Raw genomic sequence first — 15,572 nt, 5'->3', positions numbered from 1 at the left:
TGCGCCGTGGATTCCCTGCGCTGCGGCACTCATGGTATCGCGTGGCTCAGCCCTCGAGCGGGCGCTGGCCGTTGAGGCGCACCCAGCCATCGCGCTCGGTGGGCTCTTCCATGATCAGGCCGGCCTCACGATAGGCCTCGAGCACGTCTCCCGCCTGGGGCGCGAGAATGCCGGAAAGCGCCAGGAGGCCACCCGGGGCCACACTGCCCGCGATCTGCGGGGCCAGCTCGACCAGCGGGCCGGCCAGGATGTTGGCGACCACGATCTGATAGCCCGCGTCCGGCAGGCGGTCCGGGTAGCACAGTGTCAGCCTGTCGCTGACCTCGTTGCGCTGGGCGTTGTCGCGGGAGGCCTGCAGGGCCTGGGGATCGATATCGGTGCCCATGGCATCCACCGCGCCGAGCTTGAGTGCGGCGATGGCCAGGATGCCGGAGCCGCAGCCGAAGTCCAGCACGCTGTGCCGGGCGAGCTTGCCCTCCACGGCCAGGCCATCGAGCCATTCCAGGCACAGGGCGGTGGTCGGGTGAGTGCCGGTGCCGAAGGCCAGGCCCGGGTCGAGCATCAGGTTGACGGCGTCCTGTTCCGGCGCGTCATGCCAGCTGGGCACGATCCACAGCCGCTGGCCCATCTTGAGTGGCTCGAAGCCGTCCATCCACTCACGTGTCCAGTCGCGGTCCTCGAGAATCTCGACCTCGATCTCCGGGCAGGGCTCATCGGGAATCAGTGCCGCCCAGCCGGCCTTGACCCGCTCGCGCATGGTCTCGATGCCTTCGGTGCCATCCCACAGGCCGGTAAGCACTGTCTCGCTCCACAGCGGCGTGCTGCCGAGATCCGGCTCGAACAGTGGCTGATCCTCGGCGTCCTGCAGGGTGATGGCGCAGGCACCTTCTTCCATCAGCAGATGCTCGAGAATCTCGGCGTGGTCGGGGGCGATACGCGTCTTGAGTTGCAGCCAGGACATGGTGGCTCCTGTCGAATAGGTAGGGAGTGAAGAGAATAGACGAAGCGGCAGTGGGGGCAGGGGCGCTCGGATGCCGGCATGGCCCTGAGCGCACTCAAGGGCCCCTGCGCAAACGACAGAAGGGCGGCCGAGGCCACCCTTCTGTCATGTGTCGACCGATGCTGCCAGTCTCAAGCAGGGCAGATTACAGGCCCAGCTTCTTCTCCAGATAATGGATGTTGACGCCACCTTCCTGGAAGCCGGCATCACGCACCAGATCCTTCTGCAGGTCAGTGTTGGTCTTGATGCCTTCCACCAGCAGCTCATCGAGGGCATTGCGCATGCGCGTCAATGCGATCTCGCGGCTCTCGCCCCAGGTGATCAGCTTGCCGATCAGGGAATCGTAGTGCGGCGGCACGGTGTAGCCGGAGTACAGGTGCGAGTCCATGCGCACGCCCAGACCGCCCGGCGCGTGATAGAGCTCGACCTTGCCCGGAGACGGCATGAAGGTGCGCGAGTCTTCGGCATTGATGCGGCATTCGAAGGCGTGGCCACGCAGCTTGACGTCTTCCTGCTTGATGGATAGCGGCAGGCCGGAGGCGATGCGCAGCTGCTCCTTGACGATGTCGACGCCCGTGACCATCTCGGTCACCGGGTGCTCGACCTGAACGCGGGTGTTCATCTCGATGAAGTAGAACCCGCCGTTCTCGTACAGGAATTCGAAGGTGCCGGCGCCACGATAGCCGATCTCGATGCAGGCATCGGTGCACGACTTGAGGACCTTGGCACGGGCTTCCTCATCCAGCTGCGGTGCCGGCGCTTCTTCCAGCACCTTCTGGTGACGACGCTGCAGGGAGCAGTCGCGGTCATACAGGTGAATGGCGTTGCCCTGGCCATCGGCCAGCACCTGGACTTCGACGTGACGCGGGTTCTGGAGGAATTTCTCCATGTACACCGTGCCGTCGCCGAAGGCCGCGGCGGCTTCACCCTGGGTGATGCTCACCGAGGACAGCAGGCTGGCCTTGGAGTGCACCACGCGCATGCCGCGACCACCACCGCCAGCGGCGGCCTTGATGATCACCGGGTAGCCGATACGCTCGGCGATGGCGAACATCTCGTCTTCATCCTGCGGCACCGGACCATCGGAGCCCGGTACGGTCGGGACGCCGGCCAGCTTCATCGCTTCGATGGCCGCGACCTTGTCACCCATCATGCGGATGGTGTCAGCGCGCGGGCCGATGAAGGCGAAGCCTGAGCGTTCGACCTGCTCGGCGAAGTTGGCGTTTTCCGACAGGAAGCCGTAGCCCGGATGGATGGCGTCGGCGTCCGTCACCTCGGCGGCTGCGATCAGCGCCGGGATGTGCAGATAGGATTTGGCAGAGGAGGCCGGGCCGATGCAGACAGCTTCGTCGGCCAGGCGGACGTGCATCAGATCGCGGTCGGCCTTGGAGTGCACCGCTACCGTCTTGATGCCCAGTTCCTTGCAGGCGCGAAGGATGCGAAGTGCAATCTCGCCGCGGTTGGCAATCAGTACCTTGTCGAGCATGGTGACGTGTCCGTTGGGATCAGGAAATGACGATCATGGGCTGGTCGAATTCAACCGGCTCGCCGTCTTCGATCAGAATGGCTTCCACCACACCATCCTTGTCGGCTTCGATCTGGTTCATCATCTTCATGGCTTCGACGATGCAGACGGTATCACCTTTCTTGACGCTCTGGCCGACTTCGATGAAGGCCTTGGAGCCCGGTGCCGGAGAGCGATAGAAGGAGCCGACCATCGGCGAATTGATGGTGTGGCCCTGCGGCGCTGCCGGAGCGGCGGCTGCCGGTGCCTCGACGCTGCCGGCTGCCGGTGCGGCCTGCTGCTGCATCGGTTGCTGCTGCATCATCATCGGGGCCTGCATCATCGGCTGCTGGGCGAAGCCCTGCGGATGGCGGCTGATGCGAACGGACTCTTCGCCTTCCTGGATCTCGATTTCGCTGATGTTGGACTCTTCGAGCAGCTCGATCAGCTTCTTGACCTTGCGGATATCCATGAAATTCATCCCGATATAAAGGTGGCTGGAAATGGGGTGTGCAACCGAGACGTCACTGGTTGCGGGTGACAGCGATATTGGCTGTCCCGACCGATGGGCCGGTCAATCCTTGTCTCAGGCAGCTATGAGGCCTGCCGTGCCTGAAGGCCGCGCCGGGACGTTCCTGCTAGGCAAGATCGGCCAGGGCGGCATCAAGCGCCATGTCGTAACTTCGAGCGCCAAACCCCATGATCACGCCGCGTGCCACATCGGAAAGATAGGAATGATGGCGGAACGCCTCGCGGGCATGGGTATTGGACAGGTGCAGCTCGATGAAGGGCAGTGCGACCCCCAGCAGGGCATCGCGCAGCGCTACGCTGGTATGGGTAAAGGCCGCGGGATTGATCAGGATGATGGCGGTGCCATCCTCACGGGCCGCATGCACGCGATCTACCAGCACATGCTCGGCATTCGATTGCAGCCAGTCCAGCTGGTGGCCAGCCTGGCTGGCCCGTGTCTCCAGACGTGAGCGGATATCTTCCAGGGTGGTCGTGCCGTACACCTCGGGCTCGCGGGTGCCCAGCAGATTGAGGTTGGGGCCGTTGAGTACCAGGATGCGCGCCATGAAAGTCCTCTTGTCAGCGGAAGCAAGTGCGTGACTCGCTGAGCTGTTAACCCTGGGTGAAAATGCAAAGATACCGTCACTATCCGCGACGTTTACCTATTGAGCCTAGACTGTTGTCGCAGTGACGCGGATTCTGCCGAAATTCTCGAACGCTGTCCAGTTTGGCACCGAACCGGATTTCCTGCCGCTTTTATCCTGATTGCCACGCCGACTCTCCCGCGCTGCCATCCCGTCAACATCGCGACGTCATCTACCGGTGTCCGGCATGGCTGACTCCCGACAGATCATGCACCCGCGGCAGTGCGATGGTGACGCAGCACCTTGTCGAGATGCTCGCCCAGCTGCTCGGCATCGACCTCTCCCTGAATCCGCGCTTCGGTCATTTCCTGTTGTCCTGCGAAGAACAGCAGACTGGGCGGTCCGAAGAGGCCGAACGATGACAGCAGCTCACGGGTGGTGGCATCCGTCTGAGTGACATCGGCGCGAATCAGATGAAACTGGCGCAGCTGGCTCGCGACGCGCGGAAAGACCTCGCGCTCCATCACCTTGCAGGAGATGCACCAGTCGGCGTAGTAATCGACGAAGACCGGCTGCCCACGACGGTCAGCCAGTGCCAGCTCGCGCTTGAGGGCAGCCATGTCAGTGACGGTGGTGAAGTCCAGCGTCTGCTCGGTTGCCTGTCCCGAGGCAGTTCCGCCTCCGGTGAAGGGGGCCAATGGGCGTAGCGGATCGCTTGCGCCGCCGGCCACGCCCAGCAGGCTGATCATCCCCCAGCCGAGTGCCAGCAGCCCCAGTGCCTGACGGGCGCGGGCCCAGCCGTGGTTTGAGGAGCTGATCGCGCCGAGCGCCACCCCGGTGCCGATGGCCAATGCCGCCCAGCCCAGCACCGCCAGCGAGGCCGGCAGCAAGCGCTCTACCAGCCACAGCGCCACGCCCAGCAGCAGAATGCCGAAGGCCTGCTTGATGCCTTCCATCCAGCCGCCGGCCCTGGGCAGGAGACTGGCGCCGAAGGTGCCGACCAGTACCAGCGGCACCCCCATGCCGAGCCCGAGCGCGAACAGCGCCAACCCGCCACTGGTGGCATCGCCACTGGCGGAGAGATAGACCAGCGCTCCGGCCAGAGGTGCCGACACGCAGGGCGATACCACGAGTACCGATAACGCGCCTGCCAGCGCCAATCCCCCCGGGCCGGTATTCATCAGGCGCCCCTGCAGCGTGTCGAGGCGCGAATGCAGGCGGCCGGGCAGGCGCAGATTGAAGGTGCCGAACATGGCCAGCGCGAACAGCACGAACAGGGCGGCAAAGGGAATCAGCACGACGGGAGATTGCAGTTGGGCCTGCAGGTTGAGGCCGGCGCCGAACAGACCCATCAGCGTGCCGGCCGCGGCGTAGGTGAGCGCCATGCCCAGGGCGTAGCTTGACGACAGCAGCAAGGCGCGCGGGCGGCTGGGGCGCTGGCCGACGATGATCGAGCTGAGAATCGGGATCATCGGCAGCACGCAGGGCGTGAAGGTCAGCCCGAGGCCTGCCAGGAAGAACAGCCCGAGCAAGGTGACGAGGCCGGCGTCCGTGAACAATGCCCGAAAGCTGCCATCCGTCCCCGGGATGGCAGTGGGCTCGCCGGCACGATGTGCGCCAGTGTCGTCGGCAGCGCCGCTCTCCAGGGTGGCGGCATCAGGCATCAGGTGGGCAAAGGCGTCGGGCGCACTCTGCTCACCGGCCTCGAGCGTGACGGTCTCGGGGGGATAGCAGAGGCCGGCGTCGGCACACCCCTGGAAGGTGATGGATATCGGTACCGGACCACTGATCGATGACGCCTCGTCCGGGGCATTCTGACGGTCTGCGGCTGTCAGAGGCAGGCGAATGACCAGTGGGTCATGGAAGACGTGCACGTCGCCCAGATAGGGGTCCTGCTTGAATTCGCCGGGGGGCAGGTCCGCGGCACCGAGCCGGAGGTCGTCACGGGAGGTCGCGAAGTCGAATTGATGGCGATAGAGGTAATAGCCCTCGGCACTGGTGAAGCCGACATAGAGGGTGTCGCCTTCACGCCATGCGCGGGGCGTAAAGGCCTCGTTGACCGGCAGGAAGTCGCTGCTGGATGCCTGTCTCGTGAACAGCCCGGTAGACGATTCGCTGCTGGAGGAGGCGGCCGGACTGCTGCCGAACAGCCCGGCATGGGCTGGCAGGGCGAAAGTGGTCAGGCTGAGGAGCAGCACAATGACCAGCAGCACCCCGGGGCGCATCGGTCGGGCGAGGGCGAGACTGGCGCGAATCTGGCGGGAGATCGCGTCATTTGCGGGAAACGGACGAAGCACGAAGGCATCCTTTTGCAGTGCCGGGAGAAGAAGCCGATCTTGCGAGTGCCTGTGCCCTCTGCGCGATCAGCTCGCTTGAGGTGTTCGTCACGGAAAGAGGGCCGGCAATGATGCCCACGATGATCACGGGTCGCGACTTGCACCAGGATGAATGCGCCACCATGTAGCGATGATCTCCCCCGGTTCTGACGTCGCGATGAGCGCGACTGGCACACGCAGGGACGCATGATAGGATAGGACGTACGTCATGAGTACCGGCGCTGGAGGCAACGCGGGTATCGACACCGGTTCACGGTCTTCTGACTCGTCTTTTTTCACACGGCTTTTTACAAGGCTTCATACAAGGAAGAACGCATGGCCCTATTCGGTAAAGGCAGCAAGCGTGGCGCGGGTCGCGACGTGCTGGAAACACCTCAGTATGGCTGGATCTGGAAACCACTGGTCGGGCTGTTCGTCATTTACCTGCTGGTCTGCGTTGGCCTTGGGATCTACTGGAGCAGCGAGCCGGACGAATTCAATGTCGACCAGGCCACGCGCACCGAACTGGCCCGCGTACATGGGCTGGCGGCACCCGTTGCCAGTGTCGATGGCGAGCAGCCGGCACCGGCCTTCGAGGTGCTGCCGACGGGCACGGCGACTGTCGCGACCCTGATGAAACTCAACGATACCCTGCTGCACAAGCCCGGCGGCTATCTGAAGAATGACGTGGCACCCCCGGGGCTGTGGCTGGACAACATGCCCAACTGGGAATATGGCGTGCTGGTGCAGGTGCGCGACATGACGCGCGAGCTGCGCAAGGAATTCAGTCGTTCACAGTCCCAGTCCAGTGATGACAAGGCGCTGGGCAAGGCGGAATCGCTGCTGTTCATCGACGCCAATGCCTGGATGCTGCCGGAAGCCGAGCATGAATATGCCGATGCCAACCGCCAGCTGGGGGACTACCTCAAGCGTCTGAGCGATGATACCCAGAACAACGGCCAGTTCTATGCGCGCGCCGACAATCTGGTGGCCTGGCTGTCGGATGTCGAGAATCGTCTCGGTTCCCTGTCACAGCGACTGTCCGCGAGCGTCGGCAAGTCTCAGCTCAATCTGAGTCTGGCCGGTGACAAGAACGCGACCTCGGCCAAGAGCACCCAGACGGAAGAAGAGATCAAGACGCCGTGGCTCGAGATCGACGATGTCTTCTATCAGGCGCGCGGCACCTCCTGGGCGTTGATCCATCTGCTCAAGGCGGTGCGTCATGACTTCCAGGGCGTTCTGGAAGACAAGAACGCGCTGACCTCCATCGACCAGATCATCCGTGAGCTGGAGTCGACCCAGACCGATATCGGCAGCCCGGTGATCCTCAACGGTTCCGGCTTCGGTTTCTTCGCCAATCACTCGCTGGTCATGGCCAACTACATCGCACGCGCCAATTCCGCGATCAGTGACCTGCGCAGCCTGCTCGAGAAGGGCTGAAGTCTGACAGCGAGGCTGGCGGACCCTGACTGAGGTCATGTCCCGCCAGCCTCGTCAGCCTGAGCTGGATCGGGCTGAGCCCAGAAAACGAAAAGCCCCCGTCAATGACGGGGGCTTTTTCATGAGCGGTCAGCAAATGAGGGTCAGTTGGCGACCGTCACGGGAAGGATCAGTCCTTCTGGTAGGCAGCTGCTGCCTTCTCGATCGCGGCACGCGCGGCATCAGCGCCGTCCCAGGAATCGATCTTGACCCACTTGCCCTTCTCGAGATCCTTGTAGTTCTCGAAGAAGTGCGCGATCTGCTGACGCAGCAGTTCCGGCAGATCAGTGACTTCCTGGACGTCGTCGTACAGGGAGGTCAGCTTCTGGTGCGGCACGCAGACCAGCTTGGCGTCTTCGCCAGCTTCGTCGCTCATGTTGAGCACGCCGACCGGACGCGCACGGATGACGCTGCCCGGCGCGACCGGATACGGAGTCACGACCAGCGCGTCGAGGGCATCGCCATCGTCAGCCAGGGTGTTCGGGATGTAACCGTAGTTGGCCGGGTAGAACATCGGAGTGGCCATGAAACGATCCACCATGAGTGCATCGATGTCCTTGTCGATCTCGTACTTGATCGGCGCGTGATTGGCCGGAATCTCGATCGCTACGTAGACGTCGTTCGGCAATTCCTTGCCAGCGGGGATCTTGTCGAAACTCATTGTCGAGTCCTTGGGTTTGCGGGTTGAAGGCCTGCGGGTCAAAATTCCGCTGAATTATACGAACTGGCAGACCGTTTTGCCATTATGCCACGCTCGATCGCCTTGCGTTGCACCAACGAGTGGTGGCACTGCAGGCTGACTCGGGTAACACTTGGCAGCGCGCGAGCCCATGTGGAGGCCATCCCTCGATACTCTGGCCGATGGTGTGCCCGTTGTTCAAGGATCGCCGCGCGACTCGCGGTGCCGTGCAGACACTGTGACGAGGCCTGTTATGGCCGGCATGCACCAGCAGGGTCGTCACCGCAGGACAGACATGCAAGGAGACCGCCTTGGCGGATGCAGAGCTTTCACTCAGTTATGGTCAGGCCTTCGTGGCACCGGACCGCAAGCGCCACCGCAGCTCGATGTCGCTGGAAATTCCTGTCGAGCGTGGCCCGCTGGCGACCAAGGGCGGCTGTGCGTTGATCGCGGATACCACCAGCAAGAACGCCATCGCCAAGCAGGCGGGCGATCTGGCCGTGCGTGGCTTTCTGGCCGACTACTTCGCCACGCCCGACAACTGGAGTGTCAAGTATTCCGCGACTCGTGTGCTGCGAGCGCTGAACAGCTGGTGCTACAGCCAGAGTCGCTTCGTGCGTGGCGGCAGTTACGTCACCTCGATTTCCGCGGTCATCTTCCGTGGCCAGTCGGCGCATCTGTTCCATGCCGGCGATACCGTGGTGTTCCGTCTGCGTGGTGGCGAGTTCGAACAGATCTCGCGTGATCATGTCACGGACCTGGGCGGTTATCGCTATCCCTCACGGGCTCTGGGCATGGATGTCAGTCTCGACATCGATTACATCGAATTGCCGCTCAAGCAGGGCGACATCTTCCTGCTGACCACCCAGGCGGTGCGCGGCACCTTGCTGCCCTCGGACTTCGTGTCACTGATTCGTGACGATGTCTCGGATCTGGACGCCGCCAGCGAGCGTCTCGCGCATGCCGCGGCGGACCGTGCCGACGAACGTGGCTATACCGCGGATCAGTTCTGCTTCCAGCTGGTGCGTATCGATCGCCTGGCCAGTGCCAGCGAGGACACGCCGGGGCGCATCTATGGGGATCTGCCGGTGCCGCGCGAGCTGGAGCCGGGGGATCGCATCGATGGGCTGGAAGTGCTGGAGGTGATGTCACGCAGTGCGCGGGTGCGCGTCTACAAGGTCCGCGATCTCAAGAGCCGGCGCGTGATGGTGATGAAGGCGCCGAGTCCGGAACTCTCGCTCAAGAACGCCTATCTCGAGCACTTCCTGCTCCAGCAGTGGGTGGTGGATCGCGTCAACTCGCCCTTCGTCGTCAAGGTGGTGGAACCCTCGCGCCCGCGGGATCACCTCTACTATCTGCTCGAGCATCTGGAGGCGCAGACGCTGACCGACTGGGCGCGCCAGCATCCCCAGGCCAATCTCGAGCAGCGCCTGGATATCGCCCGCCAGCTGGGCAAGGCGGTCCACGCACTCAATCGGCGTGAAGTGCTGCATCAGTTGATCCACCCCGACAACGTGATGATCGACCGTCACGGCAAGGTAGTGCTGGTGGACTTCGGGGCCTGTCATCTGCGCGAAGGGGATGGGCACGAGAGTGCCGGTCCCCTGGTGCGCCAGGTCGGGCTGACCGAGCACAGTGCGCCGGAATATGCGCTGGGGGCCGAGGTCAGTCGCCGCAGCGATCAGTACGGGCTGGCGTCGGTGATCTACTGGCTGCTGACCGGCATGCAGCCCTACGCTCAGTCGATGGATCAGCTGCGCACCCAGACGGACCTCGAGCTGCTGGAGTATCAGCCGGCACGCATGCGCAACCCGCAGGTTCCCCAGATGCTGGACGATGCCCTGAGGCGTGCGCTGGACCCTCAGCGCACCTTGCGCTTCCGACGTCTGTCGGAGCTGCTCTATGCACTGCGCCTGCCACAGCAGGACCCCGGCAAGGCCATCACGCCATCCGAGGCCATGCGCGAACCAGCCAATTTCTGGCAGGGCGTCGCCGGCATCCTGCTGTTGCTGCTGGTGCTGTCCTGGTTGCTCAAATAGCCCTGCGTGTGTCGGTGGCGTGCGGTTGTCGAGAGCAGCCTCGCGTCATGAACGAGAAAGCCCCGCACAGTGATCTGTGCGGGGCTTTCTCATGGGTGCCGCAACGGCGTTGGCACAGCGCTGCCCGGGAAATGGGCAGCGCGATCGATCAGATCGAGAACGGCGTGAGCTTCTTCTCGACCTTGGCCAGCGTGAGGCGGGCGACCGCCGGCAGACCATTGACGAAGGGCGGGAAGTCCTCGCCCTGGATCAGCGGTGACAGGTACTGGCGGCAGGCGTCAGTGATGTAGAAGCCGTCTTCGCTGATGAACTCCAGCGGCATGAACTTCTCATGGTTGGCGATCTGCTCCAGCGGTGCCTCGATGATGTCCCAGGCGTAGTCAGCGCCATCGCCGAGGCGACGGATCGCCGGCATCACGGCGTTCTTGCCGGCCAGGGCCATTTCCACGGCAGCACGACCCGTGGCGTACGCCTGCTCGACGTCGGTCTTCGAGGCGATGTGGCGTGCCGCGCGCTGCAGATAATCGGCCACGGCCCAGTGATACTTGTAGCCGAGATCCTGCTTGACCATGCCGGCCAGCGTCGGCGCCACGCCGCCCAGCTGACGGTGGCCGAAGGCATCGGTGTTGCCGGCATCGGCCAGGAAGGTGCCGTCTTCATAGCGGGCACCCTCGGAGACCACCACCACGCAGTAGCCGTGGTCCTTGACGCACTGGTCGACACGCGCCATGAAGTCCTTGCGGTGGAAGGCGACTTCCGGGAAGACCACGATGTGCGGCGGCTGGGTGGCATCTTCGCCAGCCAGGGCACCGGCGGCGGCGATCCAGCCAGCGTGACGTCCCATGACCTCAAGGATGAACACCTTGGTGGAAGTGGCGCACATGGAGGCGATGTCGAGGCCGGCCTCGCGGGTGGAGGTGGCGATGTACTTGGCCACGCTGCCGAAGCCCGGCGAGTTGTCGGTGATCGGCAGGTCGTTGTCCACGGTCTTGGGCACGTGGATGGCCTGGATCGGGTAGCCCATGGTCTCGGCCAGCTGGGAGACCTTCAGGCAGGTATCGGCGCTGTCGCCGCCACCGTTGTAGAAGAAGTAGCGGATATCGTGGGCCTTGAACACCTCGATCAGACGCTCGTACTGGGTACGGTGATCCTCGATGCTCTTGAGCTTGTAACGGCAGGAGCCGAAGGCACCGCCCGGGGTGTGGCGCAAGGCGGCGATGTTCTCGTCGCTTTCCTGGCTGACATCGATCAGATCTTCGGTCAGGGCGCCGATGATGCCGTTGTGACCGGCGTAGAGCTTGCCGATCTGGTCGCCGTGTTCACGCACGGCTTCGATCACGCCACAGGCGCTGGCATTGATGACGGCGGTAACGCCACCGGACTGGGCGTAGAAGGCATTGTGCTGGGGCATGGGCTTCTCGTCTCTGCTTCCTTGTCATGGTCTTGAACGGGCTGGCGCTTACCCGCCGCATCATATCCGAAAGACATGACCCCTGCACGACGCCCGGATGCCACGTGTCTGTCGTTCTGCCCCGACACGCCCGTGCTACTCGCCGCCTGGCGGGCATGCTAGGCTGCTCGGGCTTCCGGATTGGAGAAACAGATGCACCTTCACGTCATCGGTATTTGCGGTACCTTCATGGGCTCTCTGGCACTGCTTGCGCGTGCGCGCGGCCATCGCGTCACCGGCAGCGATGCCAATGTCTATCCGCCCATGAGCACACAGCTGGCCGAGGCCGGTATCACCCTGATGGAAGGGTATGCCGCCGACAATCTCGAGCCCGCGCCAGAGCTCACGGTGGTCGGCAATGCCGTCTCGCGCGGCAATCCTGAAGTCGAGGCGCTGCTCGAGCGCGGCCTGGCCTACACCTCCGGCCCGCAATGGCTGTGTGACGAGGTGCTGACGGGACGACCGGTGATCGCCATCGCCGGCACCCACGGCAAGACCACCACCGCGACCATGACCGCCTGGATTCTCGAATGCGCGGGCCTCACGCCGGGCTATCTGATCGGGGGCGTGCCGCCGCAGCTGGGCGATTCCGCGCGTATCGGCGACCCGCAGGCACCCTTCGTGGTCGAGGCCGATGAGTACGACACGGCCTTCTTCGACAAGCGCTCCAAGTTCGTGCATTACCGTCCGCGCATCGCCGTGCTCAACAATCTCGAATTCGACCACGCCGACATCTTCCCGGATCTCGCGGCCATTGAACGGCAGTTCCATCACCTGGTGCGTACCGTGCCGGCTGGCGGCAAGCTGGTGGTCGCGGCGGACGCCGTCGCCGGTGCCGAGGCGCTGGAGCGCGTGCTGGATCAAGGCTGCTGGACGCCGGTGACACGCTTCGGCGATGAAGGTGGCATCGAGAACGCCGGTGGCGACTGGCGCTATCGTCTGATCAGTGCCGATGGCAGCCACTTCGCGCTGGCGGCGCCGGCCGCCGTGTCCGGCGAGGCGGACCGCTTCGTCGAGTGCCAGTGGGCGATGCGCGGACGCCACAACGTGGCCAATGCCTGTGCCGCGGTGGCCGCTGCCGTCGAGTGCGGCGTGAGTGTCGAGGCGGCGCTGCAGGCGCTCGCGCGCTTCGCGCCGCCCAGGCGCCGCCAGGAGCTGCGCGGTGAGGTGGCCGGCGTCAAGGTCATCGATGACTTCGCGCACCACCCGACCGCCATCGCCACCACGCTTGAGGGCCTGGCGCCGGGCGTGGCAGCCGAAGGGCAGGGCGGTCGTCTGTGGGCGGTGATCGAGCCGCGTTCCAACACCATGAAGCTTGGCACCATGAAGGCGCGCCTGCCGGCAGCGGTCACCGCAGCGGATCGGGTCAGCTGGTTCGCGGGCCCGACACTGGGCTGGTCACTGGACGAGACGGTCAGCGAGTGTCGTGCCCTCGGCGTTGAAGCCGATGTCGAGCAGGACCTCGACGCCCTGATCGCCAAGATCGCCAATGACTCCCGCGCCGGCGACTGGGTGGTGGTGATGTCCAATGGTGGCTTCGGCGGTATCCACGAACGTCTGTTGAGTGCACTGGCAGCACGGGAAGGTGAGGCATGAGCCAGCAAGCGAAAGCCCCCGAAGGGGAGTTCAAGTCAGCGGTCACCGTCGCGCTGACCGGGGCCTCGGGTGCCCAGTATGGCCTGCGGCTGATCGAATGCCTGGTCGCGGCGGGTCATGAGGTGATGGTGATGGTCTCCAAGGCCGCCCACATGGTGATCGCCACCGAGACCGATGAAGAACTGCCGGCGCGCCCGGTTCGCCTCACCGAGGTGCTCACCCAGCGCTACGCCGCCAGGCCCGGTCAGATTCGCTGCTTCGGCCGCGAGGACTGGATGGCGCCCGTGGCGTCCGGCTCCGGCGCGCCGAGTGCCATGGTGGTATGTCCATGTTCCACCGGCTCGCTCTCGTCCATCGCGACCGGCGCCAGCAACAATCTGATCGAACGCGCCGCCGACGTCGCCCTCAAGGAGCGTCGCACGCTGATTCTGGTGCCGCGCGAGACGCCGTTCTCGGCGATCCATCTCGAACACATGCTGAGCCTGACGCGCATGGGGGCCGTCATCCTGCCCGCCGCCCCCGGCTTCTATCACCGCCCGCAGACACTCGATGACATGATCGACTTCATCGTCGCGCGCATTCTCAATCAGCTGGGAATCGCGCATGCGCTGATGCCGCGCTGGGGCGAAGGGCATGTCAGTGGTGACTAGTGTCGTCATCTTGATCATCGGATTGTGCAGGGAGAGCAGGGAATGCTGAATTGGTCATTGTTGTCGGTGTTCGTGCCGACCTTCTTTCTGGTGTCGCTGACACCGGGCATGTGCATGACGCTGGCCATGACCCTGGGGATGACGCAAGGGGTGCGCCGCACCCTGTGGATGATGGTGGGCGAGCTGCTGGGGGTCGGGCTGGTGGCGGTCTCGGCCGTGATCGGGGTCGCGACCATCATGCTGCGCTATCCGCTGGTGTTCTCGGCCTTCAAGCTGGCTGGGGGCGCCTATCTGGTGTGGCTCGGCATCCAGATGTGGCGCTCGCGGGGGCGCCTGGCGCTGGGGGCCGTGGGCGAGGCCAGTGCTGCACCACGCGCCTCGCGGCGGACATTGGCGGCACAGGGCTTCGTCACCGCCATCGCCAATCCCAAGGGCTGGGCGTTCTTCATCGCGCTGCTGCCACCGTTTCTGGACGCGAGCCTGCCGATGACGCCACAGCTGGTGGCGCTGGTGGGCATCATTCTCACGCTCGAATTCAGCTGTCTGATGCTGTATGCCGGTGGCGGCAGTGGACTGGCGCGCTGGCTCGGTCGTGGTTCGCGCGTGCGGCTCATGAACCGGGTCGCGGGGACCCTGATGGTCGGCGTGGGCATCTGGCTCGCCACCGGCTGACCTCGGCATGCCAAGGCGCTGACCGACACCCCCCGAACACACGAAGGCCCGCCAATGGCGGGCCTTCGTGTGTTCGCCGGCTGGAGCAACCGCGACGACGGGGACTATCGGGGCGGCTGGCGCAACGCCGGCAGCTGTCTCAACGGTGGTGTGCGAGTCAATTGCGTCGCAGGGTCTCCAGTGCCGCCGCCGCCACGATGAAACTGCCGCCCACCAGCGTCATCCAGGTGGGGGCCTCGCCGAGAATCAACCAGGCAAGCAGCACCCCATACACCGGCTGCAGACAGCCGATCATGCCGACGGTCTTGGCCCTGAGGCCGCCCAGGGCGAAGGTCATCAGGGCATGGGGGGTGGCCGTGAACACGACGGCCAGTACCAGCATGGCGATGCCTGTTCCCGGGCTTGCGTCCATGATCTCGCCGGAGGCGAACGGCAATGTCAGCACCACCACGCCCAGCGCCTGCAGGCTCATCGACAGCACCGGGTTGAGGTGGCTGAGACGGTAGCGCACCAGCAGATTGCGCGCCGCGAACAGCAGGCCCGAGAACACGCCCCACAACACTCCCGCCAGGCTATCGCCCTGCGCGCTGCTGTCGCCGCCGGGAACCAGCAGCCAGACGCCGATGCACACCAGCCCTGCCGCCGCCAGATCCCCGGCTTTCAGGCGCGTGCCCTCCACCCAGGGTTCCAGCAGCACGATGAAGATGGGATAGGTGAACAGTGCCAGCATGCCGGTGGCCACGGACGAGACCTGCATCGCGTGGAAGTAGCTGACCCAGTGAGCGGCCATCAACGCCGCGGCCACGCCCACCAGCGCCCAGTCGCGGCCGCTCAGGCGCAGCGAGACCTGCCACTTCAGCCGTGCGATCCACAGAAGGAACAGGCCGGCCAGCAGGCTGCGCCAGGTGGTGATGTCGAGCGCCGAGAGTGGCAGGCCCTTCGAGAACAGCGCCGTGCCGCCGAGCAGCGCGATGCCGAGATGAATCGACATGAGCGCCTGGGGCTGGTTGGCAGGGGGAGCGGCAGGACCGGGCATGGGTATCCTCTTGGGCAGAAGGCGAAGGTGGTGGCGGTGATGACGTGCAGCGATCACC

The 15,572-nt window shown here is 64.6% G+C and carries 13 protein-coding genes; 5 read left to right on the top strand and 8 right to left on the bottom strand.

Annotated features, from left to right (window positions below):
• Window positions 1–46 precede the first annotated feature (46 nt).
• From prmA to dsbD, 5 genes are all read right to left on the bottom strand, one after another.
• Complete coding sequence (gene prmA, locus BFX80_RS13445) at window positions 47–961, bottom strand: 50S ribosomal protein L11 methyltransferase (RefSeq protein ID WP_084209167.1); 915 nt, start codon at window positions 959–961, stop codon at window positions 47–49.
• A gap of 184 nt (window positions 962–1,145) precedes the next feature.
• Window positions 1,146–2,486 carry an acetyl-CoA carboxylase biotin carboxylase subunit gene (gene accC, locus BFX80_RS13440; RefSeq protein ID WP_077371866.1) on the bottom strand — a complete coding sequence of 447 codons (1,341 nt, stop codon included), beginning with the start codon at window positions 2,484–2,486 and terminating at the stop codon, window positions 1,146–1,148.
• 19 nt (window positions 2,487–2,505) lie between these two features.
• Window positions 2,506–2,976, bottom strand: a complete 471-nt coding sequence (accB, locus tag BFX80_RS13435) for an acetyl-CoA carboxylase biotin carboxyl carrier protein (RefSeq protein ID WP_077371869.1) — start codon at window positions 2,974–2,976, stop codon at window positions 2,506–2,508.
• A gap of 166 nt (window positions 2,977–3,142) precedes the next feature.
• A complete protein-coding gene (aroQ, locus tag BFX80_RS13430) occupies window positions 3,143–3,580 on the bottom strand; it encodes a type II 3-dehydroquinate dehydratase (protein WP_077371872.1) in 438 nt (145 codons plus the stop codon).
• A 284-nt stretch (window positions 3,581–3,864) separates the two neighbouring features.
• Entirely contained in the window at window positions 3,865–5,895 is a 2,031-nt protein-coding gene (gene dsbD, locus BFX80_RS13425; RefSeq protein ID WP_240499579.1) for a protein-disulfide reductase DsbD, read from the bottom strand.
• Between the two features lie 354 nt (window positions 5,896–6,249).
• On the opposite strand from dsbD, the gene BFX80_RS13420 reads away from it, so the two are divergent.
• Window positions 6,250–7,353 carry a DUF2333 family protein gene (locus BFX80_RS13420; RefSeq protein WP_077371875.1) on the top strand — a complete coding sequence of 368 codons (1,104 nt, stop codon included), beginning with the start codon at window positions 6,250–6,252 and terminating at the stop codon, window positions 7,351–7,353.
• 169 nt (window positions 7,354–7,522) lie between these two features.
• Here the strand turns inward: BFX80_RS13420 and ppa are convergent, their stop codons facing one another.
• On the bottom strand, window positions 7,523–8,053 hold the full coding sequence (gene ppa / locus BFX80_RS13415; RefSeq protein ID WP_043331979.1) for an inorganic diphosphatase: 531 nt from the start codon (window positions 8,051–8,053) through the stop codon (window positions 7,523–7,525).
• A 329-nt stretch (window positions 8,054–8,382) separates the two neighbouring features.
• Between ppa and BFX80_RS13410 the strand changes: the two genes are divergently transcribed.
• Window positions 8,383–10,110: a bifunctional protein-serine/threonine kinase/phosphatase gene (locus BFX80_RS13410; RefSeq protein ID WP_077371878.1), complete on the top strand. Its 1,728-nt coding sequence runs from the start codon at window positions 8,383–8,385 to the stop codon at window positions 10,108–10,110.
• Between the two features lie 148 nt (window positions 10,111–10,258).
• Here the strand turns inward: BFX80_RS13410 and BFX80_RS13405 are convergent, their stop codons facing one another.
• On the bottom strand, window positions 10,259–11,521 hold the full coding sequence (locus BFX80_RS13405; RefSeq protein WP_077371881.1) for a 6-phosphofructokinase: 1,263 nt from the start codon (window positions 11,519–11,521) through the stop codon (window positions 10,259–10,261).
• A gap of 192 nt (window positions 11,522–11,713) precedes the next feature.
• On the opposite strand from BFX80_RS13405, the gene mpl reads away from it, so the two are divergent.
• From mpl to BFX80_RS13390, 3 genes are read left to right on the top strand one after another with little or no spacing between them, the layout of a single operon-like run.
• Window positions 11,714–13,156, top strand: a complete 1,443-nt coding sequence (mpl, locus tag BFX80_RS13400; protein WP_084209166.1) for a UDP-N-acetylmuramate:L-alanyl-gamma-D-glutamyl-meso-diaminopimelate ligase — start codon at window positions 11,714–11,716, stop codon at window positions 13,154–13,156.
• A complete protein-coding gene (locus BFX80_RS13395) occupies window positions 13,153–13,806 on the top strand; it encodes a flavin prenyltransferase UbiX (protein ID WP_084209165.1) in 654 nt (217 codons plus the stop codon). The genes mpl and BFX80_RS13395 overlap by 4 nt, the downstream gene beginning before the upstream one ends.
• Before the next feature lie 42 nt (window positions 13,807–13,848).
• Complete coding sequence (locus tag BFX80_RS13390) at window positions 13,849–14,478, top strand: LysE family translocator (RefSeq protein ID WP_077371890.1); 630 nt, start codon at window positions 13,849–13,851, stop codon at window positions 14,476–14,478.
• Window positions 14,479–14,635: 157 nt separating this feature from the next.
• Here the strand turns inward: BFX80_RS13390 and BFX80_RS13385 are convergent, their stop codons facing one another.
• The gene (locus tag BFX80_RS13385) at window positions 14,636–15,514 is read right to left on the bottom strand and encodes a DMT family transporter (RefSeq protein ID WP_084209164.1); all 879 of its coding nucleotides are present in this window, start codon (window positions 15,512–15,514) and stop codon (window positions 14,636–14,638) included.
• Window positions 15,515–15,572: the final 58 nt, after the last annotated feature.

Source organism: Cobetia marina, from assembly GCF_001720485.1.
Taxonomy (GTDB): Bacteria; Pseudomonadota; Gammaproteobacteria; order Pseudomonadales; family Halomonadaceae; genus Cobetia; species Cobetia marina.
Note: the sequence above shows the minus strand (reverse complement) of the source record. Positions and strands in the feature narration are given on the sequence as shown.

What these genes read in the sequence shown, in the direction of transcription:
- prmA (WP_084209167.1), bottom strand. Translation starts at nt 961, where the DNA reads ATGTCCTGGCTGCAACTCAAGACGCGTATCGCCCCCGACCACGCCGAG.
- accC (WP_077371866.1), bottom strand. Translation starts at nt 2,486, where the DNA reads ATGCTCGACAAGGTACTGATTGCCAACCGCGGCGAGATTGCACTTCGC.
- accB (WP_077371869.1), bottom strand. Translation starts at nt 2,976, where the DNA reads ATGGATATCCGCAAGGTCAAGAAGCTGATCGAGCTGCTCGAAGAGTCC.
- aroQ (WP_077371872.1), bottom strand. Translation starts at nt 3,580, where the DNA reads ATGGCGCGCATCCTGGTACTCAACGGCCCCAACCTCAATCTGCTGGGC.
- BFX80_RS13420 (WP_077371875.1), top strand. Translation starts at nt 6,250, where the DNA reads ATGGCCCTATTCGGTAAAGGCAGCAAGCGTGGCGCGGGTCGCGACGTG.
- ppa (WP_043331979.1), bottom strand. Translation starts at nt 8,053, where the DNA reads ATGAGTTTCGACAAGATCCCCGCTGGCAAGGAATTGCCGAACGACGTC.
- BFX80_RS13405 (WP_077371881.1), bottom strand. Translation starts at nt 11,521, where the DNA reads ATGCCCCAGCACAATGCCTTCTACGCCCAGTCCGGTGGCGTTACCGCC.
- mpl (WP_084209166.1), top strand. Translation starts at nt 11,714, where the DNA reads ATGCACCTTCACGTCATCGGTATTTGCGGTACCTTCATGGGCTCTCTG.
- BFX80_RS13395 (WP_084209165.1), top strand. Translation starts at nt 13,153, where the DNA reads ATGAGCCAGCAAGCGAAAGCCCCCGAAGGGGAGTTCAAGTCAGCGGTC.
- BFX80_RS13390 (WP_077371890.1), top strand. Translation starts at nt 13,849, where the DNA reads ATGCTGAATTGGTCATTGTTGTCGGTGTTCGTGCCGACCTTCTTTCTG.
- BFX80_RS13385 (WP_084209164.1), bottom strand. Translation starts at nt 15,514, where the DNA reads ATGCCCGGTCCTGCCGCTCCCCCTGCCAACCAGCCCCAGGCGCTCATG.